Annotated in this window: 16 protein-coding genes and 2 tRNA genes; 15 read left to right on the top strand and 3 right to left on the bottom strand. The window is 71.9% G+C overall.

Annotated features, from left to right (window positions below):
* Positions 1-142: 142 nt before the first annotated feature.
* Together AC068A_RS35950 and AC068A_RS35945 are read right to left on the bottom strand one after the other, a co-directional pair.
* Complete coding sequence (locus tag AC068A_RS35950; RefSeq protein WP_478590507.1) at positions 143-1273, bottom strand: glycosyltransferase; 1131 nt, start codon at positions 1271-1273, stop codon at positions 143-145.
* Between the two features lie 95 nt (positions 1274-1368).
* Positions 1369-4239: a bifunctional glycosyltransferase/CDP-glycerol:glycerophosphate glycerophosphotransferase gene (locus AC068A_RS35945; protein ID WP_478590505.1), complete on the bottom strand. Its 2871-nt coding sequence runs from the start codon at positions 4237-4239 to the stop codon at positions 1369-1371.
* Positions 4240-4396: 157 nt separating this feature from the next.
* Here AC068A_RS35945 and AC068A_RS35940 point away from each other — a divergent pair, with 157 nt between their 5' ends.
* The 7 genes from AC068A_RS35940 (at position 4397) to AC068A_RS35910 (ending at position 11222) form a co-directional block, all read left to right on the top strand.
* Positions 4397-5482 (top strand): glycosyltransferase family 2 protein, encoded by a 1086-nt coding sequence (locus AC068A_RS35940; RefSeq protein WP_478590504.1) that lies wholly within the window; start codon positions 4397-4399, stop codon positions 5480-5482.
* A gap of 3 nt (positions 5483-5485) precedes the next feature.
* Complete coding sequence (locus AC068A_RS35935; RefSeq protein WP_478590503.1) at positions 5486-5929, top strand: GtrA family protein; 444 nt, start codon at positions 5486-5488, stop codon at positions 5927-5929.
* A 90-nt stretch (positions 5930-6019) separates the two neighbouring features.
* On the top strand, positions 6020-7147 hold the full coding sequence (gene proB, locus AC068A_RS35930; protein WP_478590502.1) for a glutamate 5-kinase: 1128 nt from the start codon (positions 6020-6022) through the stop codon (positions 7145-7147).
* Positions 7148-7204: 57 nt separating this feature from the next.
* On the top strand, positions 7205-7636 hold the full coding sequence (locus tag AC068A_RS35925) for a hypothetical protein (RefSeq protein WP_478590501.1): 432 nt from the start codon (positions 7205-7207) through the stop codon (positions 7634-7636).
* A 451-nt stretch (positions 7637-8087) separates the two neighbouring features.
* Entirely contained in the window at positions 8088-9365 is a 1278-nt protein-coding gene (locus AC068A_RS35920) for a glutamate-5-semialdehyde dehydrogenase (RefSeq protein ID WP_478590500.1), read from the top strand.
* Between the two features lie 77 nt (positions 9366-9442).
* Positions 9443-9997 carry an SCO2584 family spore wall biosynthesis protein gene (locus AC068A_RS35915; protein ID WP_478590499.1) on the top strand — a complete coding sequence of 185 codons (555 nt, stop codon included), beginning with the start codon at positions 9443-9445 and terminating at the stop codon, positions 9995-9997.
* 67 nt (positions 9998-10064) lie between these two features.
* Positions 10065-11222 carry an SCO2583 family membrane protein gene (locus tag AC068A_RS35910; protein WP_478590498.1) on the top strand — a complete coding sequence of 386 codons (1158 nt, stop codon included), beginning with the start codon at positions 10065-10067 and terminating at the stop codon, positions 11220-11222.
* Here AC068A_RS35910 and AC068A_RS35905 read toward each other — a convergent pair.
* Positions 11206-12300, bottom strand: coding sequence for a M48 family metallopeptidase (locus tag AC068A_RS35905; protein ID WP_478590497.1), 1095 nt, complete (start codon positions 12298-12300; stop codon positions 11206-11208). The genes AC068A_RS35910 and AC068A_RS35905 overlap by 17 nt on opposite strands.
* A 141-nt stretch (positions 12301-12441) precedes the next feature.
* On the opposite strand from AC068A_RS35905, the gene AC068A_RS35900 reads away from it, so the two are divergent.
* The 8 genes from AC068A_RS35900 to AC068A_RS35865 all read left to right on the top strand — a co-directional run bounded on the left by AC068A_RS35900 (position 12442) and on the right by AC068A_RS35865 (position 17156).
* Complete coding sequence (locus AC068A_RS35900; protein ID WP_478590496.1) at positions 12442-12609, top strand: hypothetical protein; 168 nt, start codon at positions 12442-12444, stop codon at positions 12607-12609.
* A 67-nt stretch (positions 12610-12676) separates the two neighbouring features.
* Positions 12677-13294 (top strand): nicotinate-nucleotide adenylyltransferase, encoded by a 618-nt coding sequence (nadD, locus tag AC068A_RS35895; protein WP_360622290.1) that lies wholly within the window; start codon positions 12677-12679, stop codon positions 13292-13294.
* A 25-nt stretch (positions 13295-13319) separates the two neighbouring features.
* The gene (locus AC068A_RS35890) at positions 13320-15098 is read left to right on the top strand and encodes an LCP family protein (protein ID WP_478590495.1); all 1779 of its coding nucleotides are present in this window, start codon (positions 13320-13322) and stop codon (positions 15096-15098) included.
* Between the two features lie 129 nt (positions 15099-15227).
* Complete coding sequence (gene rsfS / locus AC068A_RS35885) at positions 15228-15671, top strand: ribosome silencing factor (RefSeq protein WP_478590494.1); 444 nt, start codon at positions 15228-15230, stop codon at positions 15669-15671.
* A gap of 83 nt (positions 15672-15754) precedes the next feature.
* Positions 15755-16375, top strand: coding sequence for a histidine phosphatase family protein (locus AC068A_RS35880; RefSeq protein ID WP_478590506.1), 621 nt, complete (start codon positions 15755-15757; stop codon positions 16373-16375).
* A 123-nt stretch (positions 16376-16498) separates the two neighbouring features.
* Positions 16499-16571 (top strand) — tRNA-Ala (locus tag AC068A_RS35875).
* Positions 16572-16714: 143 nt separating this feature from the next.
* The gene (locus AC068A_RS35870) at positions 16715-16948 is read left to right on the top strand and encodes a hypothetical protein (protein WP_008738908.1); all 234 of its coding nucleotides are present in this window, start codon (positions 16715-16717) and stop codon (positions 16946-16948) included.
* Positions 16949-17083: 135 nt separating this feature from the next.
* Positions 17084-17156 (top strand) — tRNA-Ala (locus AC068A_RS35865).
* Positions 17157-17231: the final 75 nt, after the last annotated feature.

Below are 17231 nucleotides of genomic sequence, written 5' to 3'. Positions count from 1 at the left end.
GGAATCGACGGCGCCTGCCTCCTTTCCGGTCTTCTTCCCCCCCCCCCCCTCCCCCCACCCCCCCCCCCCCCCCCTCTCCCTCACGCGGGGCCCCCCCCCCCCCCCCCCCCCCCTCCCCGCCCCAGGGCCGGGGCGGGGCCGCTCAGCGCTCCAGGAACGCGAACAGCTCCTCCCACCGGTCGGTGATCTCGGCACCGGAGAACCGCTGCACGGACCGGAACGCCCGGTCGCCGAGCCGGTCGCGCAGCTCCCGGTCCGCCATCAGCACGCGCAGGTGCCCGGCCAGCTCCATCGTGTTGCCCAGCCGGGCCAGCAGCCCGTCCTCCCCGTGCGAGACGATCTCGCGCACGCCGGGTGCGCAGTCGAACGCGGCGACCGGCACGCCCGCGGCCATCGCCTCCAGCAGGGTGATCGGGAAGCCCTCGGCCCGGGAGGCCTGCGCGAAGACCGCGGCCCCGCGGAGCGCGCCCAGCACGTCGTCGGTGCTGCCCATCCACTCCACCGAGTCGTCGATCCCGAGCGCGGTGCAGTGGGCCCGCAGCGCGGCCTCCTCCACACCCGCTCCGTAGATCCTGAGGACCCAGTCGGGGTGCTGCGGGGCGGCCTCGGCCCAGGCGTCCAGCAGCAGGTCCACGCCCTTCTCGAAGGCGAGGCGGCCGACGCTCGCGACGACCTTCCCGGTGCGCGGGGCGGGGGAGTCCGGCATGAACGGCAGCGGGTTCGGCATGCTGGAGACGTTCTCCATGCCGGAGCGGATCCACAGGTCCGCGTCCTCCGGGGTCAGCACCAGCAGCCGGTCGACCTCGCGGTAGTGGCGGCGGACCCGGTCGCCGCGGGTGGACTTCTGGCTGGCCTCGTACGACTCGTGGCTCATGCCGATGACGGTGAGGCCCTTGGTGTCGGCGAGGGCCACCCATTCCATCGCCCACACCTGGGTGACGATCACGACGCCGCCGGGGCGGGCCGTGCGCAGCAGGGCGCTGAGCTCCTCCGCCTTGGCGCACATCAGGGCCCGCCGGGCGGCCTGGCGGCGCCGCTCGGGGGCGTTGAGCCGGCCCTTGATGCCGCGCAGGCGGCGGGCCCTGGGCGGGTGGGTGTCGTACAGGGTGGTCATCGCGTACGGCAGGTCCTGCGGCAGCTTCTGCCGGATCTCCTCGGCGACCGGGGCGATGCCGACGAGGTGCACGCGGTGCCCGCGGTCGGTGAAGAGCCGGGCCATCTGGTGCGACCAGGTCGTGACGCCGCCGAGCTCGTCGACGCTGTTGGAGACGATGAAGACGTCGCGGCCGCCGGCCGTTTCGGCGGCCGCCGCGGTCTCGTCGGCCGCTGCGGTCCCGGCCGCCTCGGCGGTCTGGGCGGTCTGCTGGCTCACTTGCCGCTCCCGGTGAAGAACTTCTCGACGATCTGGCGGGCCGCGTCCCCGCGGTCGTACTCGCCGAACTCGGTGAGGAAGCGCTGGCGCGCCTCCGCGTACTTGGCGTCCGCCTCGTCGAAGGCGGCGATGGCCTGGAAGAGCTCGTCGGCCGTGGCCACGACCGGGCCCGGGGCCTTCTCCTTCAGGTCGAAGTACGTGCCGCGGATGTCGCCCGCGTAGCTGTCGTAGTCGTACGCGAAGAACAGCATCGGCCGGTCCAGGACCGCGTAGTCGAACATCACGGACGAGTAGTCGGTGATCAGCCCGTCGGCGAGCGCCAGCAGCGGGGTGATGTCGTGGTGCCCGGAGACGTCGACGACCCGGCCCGCGACCGAGGGCGGCAGGGAGACGCTGTTGAGGTAGTGGGTGCGCACCAGCAGGGTGAAGCGGTCGCCGAGCCGCTCGGCGAACTCCTCCACGTCGAAGGGGAACTCGAAGCCCTCCACGGCGCCGTCCGCGTTCGCCCGGAACGTGGGAGCGTACAGCAGGACCCTCTTCGCCGGGTCGATGCCCAGTTCGGCGGCGAGCGGTCCGCGGACCCGCTCCCCGCTCTGGGTCTCGGCGCGGTGTGCCTCGACGAGGGCGTCGTTGCGCGGGTAGCCGGTGCGCAGCAGCACCTCGTCGCGCAGCCGGAAGCCCTTGGCCAGGGTGCGCACGTCGTGCTCGGAGCGGATCAGGAAGTGGTCGAAGCGGTTGACGGCCGCCTGGAAGCGGTCCTGGCCGGCGCGGCCCTGGGCCTTCGTGCGGGGCTCGTGGAAGCCCATCCGCTTGAGGGCGGAGCCGTGCCAGGTCTGGATGTACGTCGTCCCCGGGCGCTTGGTCAGCGCCAGCGGGAAGCCCTGGTTGTCGATCCAGAACTCGGCCTGGGCCAGGGCCCGCAGGTACGGCCAGCTCCAGCGCTTGACCAGGGTGGCCTCCTTGGGGAAGCCGGTGGGCTTGGCGCCCGCGTACGACCAGACCGCCTCGAAGGCGACGCCCTGGCGGACCATCTCCTCGTAGATCGCCTTTGGGCTGTCGCTGTACTGCTTGCCCATGTGGCTCTCGAAGACGACCGTGCCCTTCTTGACCGGCAGCTTCGAGAAGACCTCGTGGTAGACCTTCACCTTCTGCTCGCCCGAGCCGAGGTTCCGGCGGGCGCGCAGGGCCCGGCGCAGGGTCTTCTTGACCATGCCGGCGGTCCTGCCGTGCATGGCGCCGCTGATCAGGGCCTGGGTGCGGACGGCGGCGGGGCCCTCGGCGGTCAGGACGTAGGAGAGGTTGCCCTTCTTGGTCACCTCGGGCTCGAAGCGGTCGGAGACCAGCCGGGTCAGTCGCGGGCGCACGCGCAGCCGGGCCGCCGACTCCAGGTCGACGCCGCCGACGGAGACGCGGGTGGTGAGCCGGTCGCTGCCGGCGGTCAGCTTCAGCCGGACGTCCCAGACGGCGTCGACGATGCCGAGGGGGCGCACGGTGCTGCCGATGTCGGCGGTGGCCCGCCACTCGATGGTGTCCCCGGCATGCCGCACGGATTCCACCGGGAAGCTGAACGACCGGACGCCGACCTGGCGGCGGGCCCTGAGCTCCAGGGTGGCCTTCAGTTCCGCTTCCGGCGCGATCCGGCCCAGCGGGTTCACGACGGCGCCGGACAGGGTGACGCTGCCGCGGCCGTCGTCCGCGTACGAGGTCAGGCGGTTGCCCAGGGTGAGGGAGGTGAGCGGGGTGGTGTGGAAGCCCTGTTCGGTGACGTCCAGTATCCGGCGGGCCTCGGCGTCGTCGAGATGTTCGCCACACCAGTAGACCCGACCGTCGCGCTCGGCGAGCGGCGAGGTCAGCCGGCCCTTGTTGGTCATGGCGTCGGCGGCCGCGAGCAGGCTGTCCCAGTCCTCCTTGCCCAGGAGGTAGGCGCAGATCGCCTGGAGGTGCGTGACGTTGTCGTAGGCGGCCGGGTCGATGCCGGCCAGGTAGCCGTTGGCCAGGCGGGCGAACTCCTGGCGGTACGCGTCGCCGAGCAGCGGCAGGTCGCGCAGGTGCAGCACCAGGTCGTGCTTGAGGAACTTGGCGTCCTTGGCCGTCTTGATCTCGGTGAAGCCCTTGGCGGCCAGCAGCTCGTCGACGCGGCGGTGGATCTCCATCCGGTGGACGAAGTTCGCGATCTCGTGGCGGCGGTTGCTGATCGACTTGGTGGCGGCCTTCTCGACCACGTTCCAGTAGTAGACGTGGTTGGGGATCAGCGTGATGCGGCGGGCGGCGACGTACGCCTGGGCGGAGAAGAGCAGGTCCTCGTAGTGGATGCCGACCGGGAACTCCAGGCCCTGCTCCAGCAGGAACGCGCGCCGGTAGCACTTGTTCGTGGAGAGGGTGTCGTACACGAGGAGGTCGGGGTCCTCGGTGATCGACTCCAGGGTGCGGGTGCGCGAGTAGATCCAGGGGTACCACTCGGTGGTCTTGCCCCAGCGGTTGTCGAGGTGGACGCGCACGCACATGCCGGAGACCAGGTCGGAGCCGGTCCGCTCGGCCGCCTCCAGCATGTTCCGGCAGGCGTTTCGTTCCAGCACGTCGTCGCTGTCCAGGAACATCACGTACGTGCCGGTCGCCTGCCGGATGCCGTGGTTGCGGGGGGCGCCGCAGCCGCCGCTGTTCTCGGGCAGCCGGAAGGCCCGCACCCGCCCGGGGTGCGCGGCTTCGAGCTCCTGGGCGACCGCGAACGACCGGTCCTGGCTGCAGTCGTCCACGATCACGACCTCGACCCCGTGCAGGGTTTGGTCCAGAACCGACCGGACGGCTGTCGGCAGGCGCTCTGCGTCGTTGTAGACGATGACGACCACGGAGACGTCAGGCACGTGCACCTCGATCCCTTCGTTCCATTCCGTTTAACCCGTCAAAGCTACCGTGTGCCGCGCTCGGATCCGGCCTCCCGACCCCGGCGTGCATACTTCTGAGGAAGAGGTGAGTGGCGGGTCCGGTCGCCGACAATCACCCGTTCGGACTCCGCAGGAAGTGTTCATGACGAAGCTGTCCGTAGTTGTCCCCTGCTACAACGAAGAAGCCGTGATCGACAGCTTCGATGCGGAGATCCGCAGGGTCCTGGACTCCCTGCCCGTCGCGTACGAGGTCTGCTACGTCGACGACGGCAGCCGCGACGGCACCCTCGAAAAGCTCCGCAAGATCGCCGCCGAGCACGGGGACCGCACCCGGTACGTCTCCTTCAGCCGCAACTTCGGCAAGGAGGCCGGCATGCTCGCCGGCCTGCGCGAGGCCACCGGCGACGCCGTCGTGATCATGGACGCCGACCTCCAGCACCCGCCGGAGCTGATCGCGACCATGCTCGACTACCACCGGCAGGGCCACGACCAGATCATCGCCCGCCGCACCCGCGAGGGCGACAAGAAGGTCCGCTCCGCGCTCAGCCGCCTGTACTACCGCGGCGTCAACCGGTGGGTCGACGTCGAGCTCACCGACGGCGTCGGCGACTTCCGGATGCTGTCGCGGCCGGCCGTGGACGCGCTGCTGTCGCTGCCGGAGTACAACCGCTTCTCCAAGGGCCTCTTCTCCTGGATCGGCTTCGACACCGTCCACTTCGACTACCGCAACGCCCAGCGCGAGGCCGGCGAGACCAAGTGGAAGTTCGGCTCGCTGCTGAACTACGCCATGGACGGGCTGATCTCCTTCAACAACCGCCCGCTGCGCGTCGGCATCTGGGCGGGCGTCTCGCTGGTCGCGCTGACCGCCCTGTACGCGGTGTGGATCGCGGTCATGGCCATGACCAAGGGCGTCGACGTCCCCGGCTACGTCACCCTCGTGGCGATCATCGTCGGCATCGGCGGCGTCCAGATGATCATGCTGGGGCTGATCGGCGAGTACATCGGACGCATCTACTACGAGACCAAGCGCCGCCCGCACTTCCTGGTCAAGGAGGCGCACGGCGCCGACCCGCAGGCCCGGCCCGCCGCGGTCCGGGCTTCCGCGGTCCGGGCGGAGGCCGCCGCCGGGGCGGAGGCCGCTGCTGCGGCGGACGTGCCGGCCGAGCGCGAGCGCGGCGGCCTGTCGGGGGCGCGGACCACCGCTGCCGCGAAGAACCAGGCCGGCTGACCCATGAAGGAGCAGCTCGGCCAGATCTTCCGCTTCGGCCTCGTCGGGGCCGTCAACACCGGCACCTTCTTCGGCATCTACCTGCTGCTGCACCCGTGGATGCCGTACTTCCTCGCCTACACCCTCGCCTTCCTGCTGGCGATGGTCGGCTCGTTCTTCATGAACACCTACTTCACCTACCGGACCCGGCCGACCTGGAAGAAATTCCTCCTCTTCCCGTTGACGAACGTCACCAACTACGTCATCCAGTCCGCCGGCCTCTACGCCCTCGTGACCTGGGCCGGCATGGACACCCGGATCGCGCCGCTCGTCGCCGCCGTCATCGCCATCCCCTTCACCTTCCTGCTCTCCCGCAAGATCCTCGTCCCGGGCGGCCGGAAGCAGACCGGGGACGCCCCCGCGCCGCCCGAGCGGGCATCCGGCAAGCCCAGGTCGTCCAGGGTCTGAAACCGGCGCGCAGCCATCCGCGCCCAACCCGTAGATTGAGGTGGCAGAGGTACAAGACGTACACGCACGGCAAGGGGCAAGGGGACAGACGTGTCAGCGGCTAGGCAAGGTGTCGTGGACGCCCGCAGGATCGTGGTCAAGGTCGGCTCCTCGTCCCTGACCACCGCGGCCGGCGGGCTCGACGCGGACCGGGTGGACGCCCTGGTCGACGTACTGGCCAAGGCCCGCAGCGGCGGCGAGAAGGAGATCGTCCTCGTCTCCAGCGGCGCCATCGCCGCCGGCCTCTCCCCCCTCGGCCTGCGCCGCCGCCCCACCGACCTGGCCCGCCAGCAGGCCGCCGCCAGCGTCGGGCAGGGCCTGCTCGTCGCCCGCTACACCGCCTCCTTCGCCCGGTACGGAGTCCGCGTCGGCCAGGTCCTGCTGACCACCGACGACACCAGTCGGCGCGCCCACTACCGCAACGCCTACCGCACCCTCGACCAGCTCCTCGCGATGGGCGCCCTCCCGGTCGTCAACGAGAACGACACCGTTGCCACGGACGAGATCCGCTTCGGCGACAACGACCGGCTCGCCGCTCTCGTCGCCCACCTGGTCCGGGCCGACCTGCTGGTCCTCCTCTCCGACGTGGACGGCCTGTACGACGGCGACCCGTCGCTCCCCGGCACCACCCGCATCGACCAGGTGCGCGGACCGGCCGACATCGCGCACGTCTCCATCGGCAGCGCGGGCAAGGCCGGCGTCGGCACCGGCGGCATGGTCACCAAGGTCGAGGCGGCACGGATCGCCGCCGCCGCCGGCATCCCGGTCGTCCTCACCTCGGCGAGCCAGGCCGCCGACGCCCTCGCCGGGCGGACCACCGGCACGTACTTCCACGCCACCGGCCGCCGCTCCGCCGACCGGCTGCTGTGGCTCCAGCACGCGTCGACCCCGCAGGGGCACCTCGTCCTCGACGAGGGCGCCGTCGCCGCGGTCACCGAGCGCGGCAGCTCCCTGCTGCCCGCCGGGATCGCCGCCGTCGAGGGCGAGTTCACCGCCGGCGATCCGGTGGAACTGCGGGCGCCCGACGGCCGCCCCGTCGCCCGGGGCCTGGTCAACTTCGACGCGAGGGAACTCCCGCAGCTCCTCGGCCGCTCCACCCGCGAACTGGCCCGCGAGCTCGGACCCGAGTACGAACGCGAGGTCGTCCACCGGGATGATCTGGTCCTGCTCCAGGGCTGAGGTTCGGCAAAACCGCCGCGCGGCGGGCCCGGGACTGGTCAACTGTGAGGGGCGGACATGCCGGCGGCAGGAAGTGGTGCAGACAGGAGGCGGCTGGTGAGACGAGCGCTGACCAGCATCAACGGCGGCGGGGACGAGCACGATGAGCCCTCCCGCCTCTGGCACGTCACCCTGAGCGTCTCCGGCAAGCCGGCGCCGCTGTCGGAGGTGCGGCGTGGGCTGGAGCAACTGGCCCACGACCATCCCTTCCTGCTGACCAGCAGATACGCCGACGACCACGCCGAGATCCGGTACTGGGAGGAGGCGCGCGACCTCCACGACGCGGCGGCGGTCGCGCTCCGCCTGTGGGGTGAACACCGGTCCTCGGCCCAGCTCCCGCCGTGGGAGATCGTGGGCCTGGAGGTCATCGACCGCGCGACGTACCACCTCCGAGTAGCGGAGGGCTACGGCCCACCCCCCGCCCACCCGGTGGGCGTCCACCCCTACTGACCCTCCCTGCCCCGGGCCCGACCCCGGGGCAGGGAACCGGGGCCCTGCCGCGCGACCGGGGCCCCGCCGCGTGACCCGGGCCAGGCCCCAGGGCCTGGGCCGTGCCGGGAGCTCCGGCACCGGTGCCGGGCCGCCCCCGGCGAATCGCGGGGCGGGGCCGGCTGCTTCGGCTGCCGGGCGGGCGCGTGCGGTCCGCTGCGCGGCGCCCTTCCCCACCCCGCCCCTTCACCGTTCCCCGGGCTGCGCCCGGCCCCCGACCCCTGGGCCAAAGGGCCAAGCCCGGGTTTCGGCCTGCCTGGACCCGCCCAGGCCTACTCCGGCCCAGGCCGGCCCAGGCTGGTCCTGACTCTGCCCGGGCTCGCACCGGCCCCGTCCGGGCCGCGGCCCGTGGCCGTGTCTCGGGGGGTGGAAGAGCGGGTGGGCCCGCAGTGGCGGGGACTACCCTGGCGGCATGACCTCGTTCGATGCCACGACCTCCCCCGTCCTCGCCACCGCGCACCGCGCCCGCACCGCCGCCGCGGCCCTCGCCCCCCTCCCGCGGTCCGCCAAGGACACCGCGCTCCTGGCCATCGCCGACGCGCTGGAGGCCCGTACCGACGAGATCGTCGCCGCCAACGCCGTCGACACGGACAAGGCCCGGGCCGCCGGCACCAGCGAGACGGTCATCGACCGCCTCACCCTCACCCCGGAGCGGGTCCGCGCCATCGCCTCCGACGTGCGCGACGTGGCCGCCCTCCCCGACCCCGTCGGCGAGGTCGTCCGCGGCTCGACCCTCCCCAACGGCATCGACCTGCGCCAGGTCCGCGTCCCGCTTGGCGTCGTCGGCATCATCTACGAGGCCCGCCCCAACGTCACCGTCGACGCCGCCGCCCTCTGCCTGAAGTCCGGCAACGCGGTCCTGCTGCGCGGCAGCTCCTCCGCGTACGCCTCGAACACCGCCCTCGTCGGGATCCTCCGCGACGCCGTCGAGAGCACCGGCATCCCCGCCGACGCGATCCAGCTCGTCCCGGGCGAGTCCCGCGACTCCGTCCGCGAGCTGATGCGCGCCCGCGGCCTCGTCGACGTCCTGATCCCGCGCGGCGGCGCCTCCCTCATCAAGACCGTGGTCGAGGAGTCCACCGTCCCGGTCATCGAGACCGGTACCGGCAACTGCCACGTCTACGTCGACGCACAGGCCGACCTCGCCATGGCCGTGGACATCCTGATCAACTCCAAGGCCCAGCGGCCGTCCGTCTGCAATGCCGCCGAGACCCTCCTCGTCCACCGCGACATCGCCGACGCGTTCCTGCCGCTCGCCCTCGACGCGCTCGCCGGCGCCGGCGTCACCGTCCACGGCGACGACCGCGTCCTCGAGGCCGCCAGCGACTCCAAGGTGACCGCGCTGCGCGCCACCGACGAGGACTGGGAGGCCGAATACCTGTCCTACGACATCGCCGCCGCCGTCGTGGACTCCCTCGACGACGCCGTCGCCCACATCCGCCGCTGGACCTCCGGCCACACCGAGGCGATCGTCACCACCTCGCAGGCCGCCGCCCGCCGGTTCACCCAGCTGGTCGACTCGACCACCGTCGCCGTGAACGCATCCACCCGGTTCACGGACGGTGGCCAGTTCGGCTTCGGCGCCGAGATCGGGATCTCCACCCAGAAGCTGCACGCCCGCGGCCCGATGGGCCTGCCCGAGCTGACCTCCACCAAGTACATCGTCACCGGCGACGGTCACGTCCGGTAGCCGGCCGCTGAACTCCGTGTGGCCGGATTTCGGCTGACAGCCTGCCCAAAGCAGCCCCTCAGGTCTACCCTGGTCCCGTGCCGGACGACGTGGGGGGCCAGTACCCGGACAACGGGGAGCCCGACGACGACCGCGGAGGCGCGGATTTCGACTTCGCCTCCGTGGTGTTCGACGAGGACTTCGTCCGGAGGGCCGAGATCCATGAACCGAGCGCGCTGGAACGCCAGCGCGCCGCCGACCACCGGGCCCGCGCCGAGGCCGAGGCCGCCCGCGCCCTGCCCGGCGGCTGGACCTCCGATGAGGACCCCGACGGCTACGGCTACGGCCGCCCCGACGGCTACGGCCTGGACGACCCCGGCTGGGAGTACGGCCACGGCACCGGCCACCCCGACGCACCGTACGGGGCCTACGGCGGCAGCCTCCGCCCCTACCGCGGCCGCTCGCCGTGGCTGCGGCCGGTCGCCTGGGTGCTCGCCGTCGTCATGGGCCTCGGCATGGTCGCCCTCGCCTTCAGCGCCGTCTACCGCAGCGCCTCGGGCGAGTCCGAGCCCGCTCCCGCGCCCGCCAGCACCCCGCTGAAGGAAGTCAGCGGCGTCGGAGCGTTTATGGACCCCGCCCGCCGCCAACCCTGAAGGTACGACCCCACTCCCGTTCACCGGAGCAGGGGGCTTCTCTGAAGCGGGACCAGCGGGAGAAGCAATGGCCGTGCCAGCAGATCCACCCGACGGCACCCCCGACGGCATCGGCGGGGGCGACGAGGAGTTCCGGCGGGACGACTACGAGTACGAGTACCGGTCCGTGGTGTTCGACGAGGACTTCGTCCGGGCGGCCCGCCTCCAGGAGTTCTCCGCACAAGAGCGGATGGGCGAGCACGCCCGCGCCGTACGCAGCCGATCCCTCTGGTCCGGCGGCGGCTCCACCCGCCCCGGGAACGGCACCCCCAGCCGCGGCGCCCGGCAGGGGCTGCTGATCGTGCTGCTCATCGCCCTGGCCTTCGCGTCAGCCGTCTACATGGGGCTGCGCAACCCCGCCGCACCCGTGCCCGACACCAGAGCCGAGCCGCTGACCAGCACGGTCGTCCCGCTGGCACCCACCGTCCCGGTGCCCGGCGGGCGGCCCGTCGACCTGTTCGCGCAGAGCCCGGCGGCCGACTACCGGGTCGGGGCGGCCGGGGTCGCCCTGCCCGCCGTACGCCGCACCCGGCACTTCACCGACGAGCAGGTCGTCACGGCCCTGTCCGTCGCCAAGGACTACCTGGTGCAGTCCTCCCTCGACCCGGACGTCCTGGCCGGCACCACCACCCGGCCGGTGCGCGTCCTGGTCGACCCCGACCAGCTGGACCAGTTCGACCACAGCATGGCCTCGCCCTCCGGCGACGGGCGGCACGCGGCCACCGGCTGGCTGGTCCGCTTCGACCCCGGCACCGCCGTCGTCGCCGACTCCCGCATCAGGGTGAGCGGGATCCTCACCTTCGAGGAAGTCTCCCCGGACGTGCTGGAGGTGTTCACCGATCACACCTTCGTGTACGCCGTACGGCCGGCCACCGGCGCCCCGTCAGCCGCGGACGGGGCCTCGCTGTTCACCGTCCGCCGCGAACTGCGGCTGCGCTTCGACCGGGAGGACCTCGCGACCCGGCGGGCGGAACTGGTCGCGGCCCACGTCATGGCCGGACCCCAGTCCTGCTCCTCCGAGCCCGCCGAGGGTTTCCGCCCGCTCCTGGCCGGAGCCGGGCCGACCACGGTCGGCCCCGCCGCGAGCGACCCGTACGCCAGCGGCCATCCGCGGCGCAGCACCGCCCTCTGCGGTGTGCTCGCCCCGGCGGCGACGGCTGCGGTCCCCGTCAGTCCCGCGGGGTAGTGCCCCCGTCCTTGCCCCCGGCAGCCGAGCCGGATCCCGGCCTGGATCCGGAGCCGTTCGCCCCGGTGAACCTGTCGCGCAGCCGTCCGCCCAGGTCGGCCGTCCCGCCGGCGATGTCGCCCACCAGCTTTATCAGCGGGTCCTTGCTGGTGCGCACCGAGTCCGCGTAGTGCGCGGCGGACTGCCGGAAGGAATCCGTGACCGAGGCGTCCTTGTCCTCCTCCCGCCGCGGGTAGTGGCCGTCCATGATCCGCTGGAAGTCCCGGCTCTCCGACCACTTCTTCAGCTCCGCCGCCCGGACGGTGGTGAAGGGGTGCGTCCGCGGCAGCATGTTGAGGATCTTCAGCACGGAGTCGCGCAGGTCGCCGCTCTGCTCGTACTCCTCGGCCTGGGCCAGGAAGGAGTCCACGTTCATCTCGTGCAGGTGGTTGCCGCCCGCGATCTTCATCAGCCCGCGCATCGAGGCCTGCGGGTCCTGGCCGACCAGCAGGCCCGCCCGGTCCGCCGACAGCTCCGACTTGCGGAACCACTCCCGCAGCGCGGTCACGATCGCCGTGATCGCCACGTTGCCCAGCGGGATCCACGCCACCTTCAGCGCCAGGTTCGTCAGGAAGAGCAGCACCGTGCGGTACACGGCGTGGCCCGACAGCGCGTGGCCCACCTCGTGGCCCACGACCGCCCGCATCTCCTCCTCGTCCAGCAGCTCCACCAGCGCCGTGGTCACCACGATGATCGGCTCGTCCAGTCCGATGCACATCGCGTTCGGCTTGGGATCCTGCTGCACGTACATCTGCGGGACCTTGTCCAGGTCCAGGATGTAGCAGGCGTCGCGGAGCATCTCGTACAGGTGCGGGAACTGCGTCTCGCCCACGCGCACCGACTCCGACAGGAACAGCAGCCGCAGGCTGCGCTCCGGCAGCAGGCCGCTCAGGGCCTTGAACACCGTGTCGAACCCGCTCAGCTTGCGCAGCGCCACCAGTGCGGACCGGTCCGCCGGGTGCTCGTACGCCCGTGAGGAGATCCCGGGGAACCTCCTGCGGTCCCGCGCCGGTGCCTTCTCGAAAACCGTCCCGCTCATGACGCCTCCCCCTTGATCGGCCAGCTCTTCGCTTGCGTCTATCCTCTCCAACGCCTGAGTCGGCGCGAGCGTGCCCCAGGCCCCCGCATACGATGTGAGCGAAGTCTCCGCCCGCTCCCCGACTCGATAGGTACCTGCCTGATGAGCCTCACCTCCACCGCCCAATCCCTGGTTCTCCTCGCCTCGGAGGGGGCCGAGCAGCACGGCGGCAACCACGACAGCCTGAACCCGTACCTCACGGGCGGTGCCGCGCTCGTCATCCTGCTGCTGATGCTCTGGGTGACCACGCGCCTGAACCGCGACCGCTGAGCCGCGCTCGCGCACGCGCTCGAATGCGAGCCCGCACCGCTCCGCCGGGCCAGTAGGCTCTGCGCTCATGGGAGAGCAGGAGATGCCTACCGGTCCGGTCAAGCGCCGGCTCGGCGTGATGGGCGGGACATTCGACCCGATCCACCACGGACACCTGGTGGCCGCCAGTGAGGTGGCCGCCCTGTTCCACCTCGACGAGGTGGTGTTCGTACCGACCGGCCAGCCGTGGCAGAAATCGCAGCGGGCCGTGTCCCCCGCCGAGGACCGCTACCTGATGACGGTCATCGCGACGGCTTCGAACCCGCAGTTCTCGGTGAGCCGCATCGACATCGACCGCGGCGGGCCGACGTACACGATCGACACCCTGCGGGACCTCAGCGCGCTCAACCCGGACGCGGACCTGTTCTTCATCACCGGTGCCGACGCCCTCGCGCAGATCCTGACCTGGCGCAACGCCGACGAACTCTTCTCCCTCGCCCACTTCATCGGGGTCACCCGGCCCGGCCACGTCCTCACCGACGACGGGCTGCCCGAGGGCGGCGTCTCCCTCGTCGAGGTGCCCGCGCTGGCCATCTCGTCCACGGACTGCCGCACCAGGGTCGCCCAGGGCGACCCGGTCTGGTATCTGGTGCCCGACGGTGTGGTGCGCTACATCGACAAGCGTGAGCTGTATCGGGGAGCCTGAGCTTCCGGAACAGAAGGGGCCCGCGGTGAACGACCGACAGCAGCCGTACGACCCGTACGCCTCCCAGGAGCAGCAGCTCATCGGCTACGACGCGTACGGGCGGCCCGTGTACGGCAGGGCGCACGCGCAGCCCGCCGCACCGCAGGCCCCGCAGTACGACGCGTACGGCCGGCCGTACGACTACGGCTACGACCAGGGCGGCCCGTCCTACGGCGGACAGCAGCAGTACTACGGGCAGCAGCCCCAGCCCGCCGCGCAGGACCAGCCGCCGACACCGGGCTACGACCCGTACGACGGCCACGGCCGCGTCCACGGCGGGTACGGCGGCTACGACGGGTACGGCGGCGACGAGCCCCACCCGGCCCCGCAGGCACAGCAGCCGCAGCCGCCCCTCCAGGCCCAGCAGTGGATCCCCCAGCAGGCTGACCGGGAGCCCGCCGCGCCCGCGCCCGCCCCCGGACAGCCCAGGACCCCGCAGGTCCCCCAGCCGCGCCGCGCCGACGACTCCGACGACTCCGACGGCTTCGAGGACGCCCCCGGCTACCGCACCGAGCAGTTCGCCTTCCTCGACCAGCCGGACGAGGACTCCGAGGACGTCATCGACTGGCTCAAGTTCACCGAGAGCCGCACCGAGCGCCGCGAGGAGGCCCGCCGCCGCGGCCGCAACCGGGTGATCGCCCTGATCGTCGTCCTCGCCCTGTTCGTGGTCGGCGGCGCCGGCTACCTCTGGTACGCGGGCAAGCTGCCCTTCCTCGACGGCCCCGGCCGGAAGAAGGACGCGGCGGCGGCGACCGGGCCGCAGAAGCGCGACGTGATCGTCGTCCACGTCCACAACACCAAGAAGGGCGGCACCGCCACCGCCCTGCTCGTCGACAACGTGACGACGCAGAAGGGCGCCACCGTCCTGCTGCCCAACACCCTCGGCGTCCCCGGGGACGACGGCACGGGCACCCCGCTCGGCAAGGCCGTGGAGGAGGGCGGCCTCGGCGTCCGCGAGTCCCTCGACTCGGTGCTCGGCACCCGCATCGGCGGCACCTGGCGCCTGGACACCCCGTTCCTGGAGAACCTGGTCGAGCTGGTCGGCGGCATCGAGGTCGACACCGACACCGCGGTCCCGGCCGACGACGCCGTCAAGGCCCCGGCCGTCGCCCAGGGCGCGAAGCAGCACCTCAGCGGCGCCATGGCCGTCGCGTACGCCACCCACCGCGCTCAGAACGAGCCGGAGGCCAAGCAGCTGGAGCGGCTCGGCAAGGTGCTGTACGGCACCCTCCGCAAGATCCCCGGCGATCCGAAGTCGGCGACGGTCACGGTCGAGAGCATGGGCCAGATCCTCGACCCCTCCCTGAACGCCCAGACCCTCGGCACCCTGCTGTCCAAGCTGGGCGAGCACGCCAAGGAGGGCACCTCCGGGTACCGCACCGACGTGCTCGGCGTGAAGCCGGACGGCACCCTCACCGACGACGCCAACAAGAGCGTGGTCAAGGAGGTGCTCGGCGGCAGCTTCACGGCCGCCCAGGCGGGCGCCGCCCCGCGCGTCGGCCTGCGGGACGCCACCGGCGACGAGAAGGCGCAGACGGCGGCGAAGGCCGCGCTGGTCAACGGCGGCTACACGTTCGTCGAGGGCGGCAGGGCCGGCGCGACCCAGTCGGCCACGCAGATCACGTACCAGGACGACGCGCAGCGTGCGAAGGCCGTCGAGGTCGCCAAGACGTTGGGGCTTGCGGAGACGGTGGTCAGGAAGGGCGAGAACGCCGTGAACGCCGATGTCGTGGTGACCCTGGGCAAGGACTACAAGCCGTCCTGACCGGTCCCGGTCGGGCCCGCGGCCGGGCCCCTGTCGTGCCGGCGCCCGTGCCGGACGTTCCGCGCGGGCGGCGTCGGCGGTACATGAGACCCTTGTAGGAATCTGCCCGCCAACCCGAAAGCATGGCCAGTGACCGCCACGGACCGCTCCATCGAGCTCATCACCACCGCCGCCCAGGCGGCGGCCGACAAGCTCGCGCACGACATCATCGCCTACGACGTCAGCGACGTGCTGTCGATCACCGACGCCTTCCTGCTCGCCTCGGCGCCCAGCGACCGCCAGGTCAAGTCGATCGTCGACGAGATCGAGGAGAAGCTGCTCAAGGAGCTCGGCGCCAAGCCGGTGCGCCGTGAGGGCGACCGCGACGCCCGCTGGATCCTGCTCGACTACGTCGACATCGTCGTCCACGTCCAGCACAGCGAGGAGCGGGTCTTCTACGCGCTGGAGCGCCTGTGGAAGGACTGCCCCGAGATCGAGCTGCCCGAGGACGCCAAGCTCACCAAGGGCAAGGCGGAGGAGTACGCGAAGCTGCGCGAGGCGCAGGGCGACGACCTGGACGGTGATCTGTTCTGAGCACAAGCCCCGACACGAGCACGAGCGCCCGCACGGGCGAGGGGGCGGCGGCTCAGGCTCCGGCCGCCCGTACCGGCCGGAAGATCGTCCTGTGGCGGCACGGCCAGACGTCCTGGAACCTGGAGCGCCGCTTCCAGGGCTCCACGGACATCCCGCTGACCGAGACCGGTGTGGCGCAGGCGCGCCGCGCCGCCCGGCTGCTCGCCTCCCTGAAGCCGGACGCCATCGTGGCCTCCGACCTCCAGCGCGCCTCCGCCACGGCCGCCGAGCTGGCCGCCGTCACGGGCCTGCCCGTGGCCCGGGACGCCGCGCTGCGCGAGACGTACGCCGGTGAGTGGCAGGGCCTCACGCACGACGAGATCCTGCAGAAGCACGGCGCGCAGTACGCGGCGTGGAAGCGCGGCGAGCCCGTCCGCCGCGGCGGCGGCGAGCTGGAGACCGAGGTCGCCGACCGGGCGGCCCCGGTGGTGCTGGAGCACGCCGGGCGGCTGCCGCAGGACGGCACGCTCGTCGTGGTCAGCCACGGCGGCACGATCCGTACGACCATCGGCCGGCTGCTCGGGCTGGCGGCGCACGACTGGGAGAGCCTGGGCGGGCTCTCCAACTGCTGCTGGTCCGTCCTGGGCGAGGGCGCCCGCGGCTGGCGCCTGCTGGAGCACAACGCCGGCACGCTGCCGGAACCGGTGCTCGGCGACGACGACTGAGCTGCGGCCGGGCCCCGTCCGGAGGCCGCCAGGGCCCGGATTTCGCGTTCGGGCCGGTCACAGGCTAGAGTTCTTCTTGTTCGCAGCGCGGAACACCGGAAACGGGGGAGCGAGGCGGAGAGCGGGGCTATAGCTCAGTTGGTAGAGCGCTTGCATGGCATGCAAGAGGTCAGGAGTTCAATTCTCCTTAGCTCCACAATCAGGATCCCGTCCCCAATAGGGGGCGGGATCCTCGGCGTTTGATCCCCGTGCGCTGCTGACCTGCCGCGCACCCGCGTGGCAGAATCGGACGGCCGGCGGGGGAGTCGACGGCCCGACGCGGGAGGGAGTCGCTGACGGATGGGTGCACACCGGCGGCGGTGCGACTGGTGCAACAACGGCACGCCGATCGTGCGGGACATGGACCCGGTCAACCCCGACTACCAGTACTGGTGCGAGGAATGCGCGCGGGCGCTGATCATAAAAGGCGACCCGATCGAGACGTACCGGGAGCTGGAGGGCGAGCCGATCTACGGCCGCCTCCTCGACGAGCACTGCACGCTCAAGCGGTTCTACCAGTTCGCCCGCGCCTAACGGGGCGAAGCGGACAAACCGACCCACCGGGAAACCGATTTTGGGAGTTGGGTCAGGGCCGTGTAATGTTCTCGATGTCGCCAGGGGGAACCGGCAAGGGAAACCGAGAAGGGGCCCGGCGGCAGAGAGAAACAAGGGGCTATAGCTCAGTTGGTAGAGCGCTTGCATGGCATGCAAGAGGTCAGGAGTTCAATTCTCCTTAGCTCCACAGCAAGGAAGCGGGGGGACCGGGGCGGGGGGGACGCTTTTCTTTGTTCGTCGGGAGCGGGGGGCAGACAGGGAC

This window comes from Streptomyces sp. NPDC043854 (genome assembly GCF_056436005.1).
This window is presented reverse-complemented; position numbering and strand designations above follow the sequence as displayed.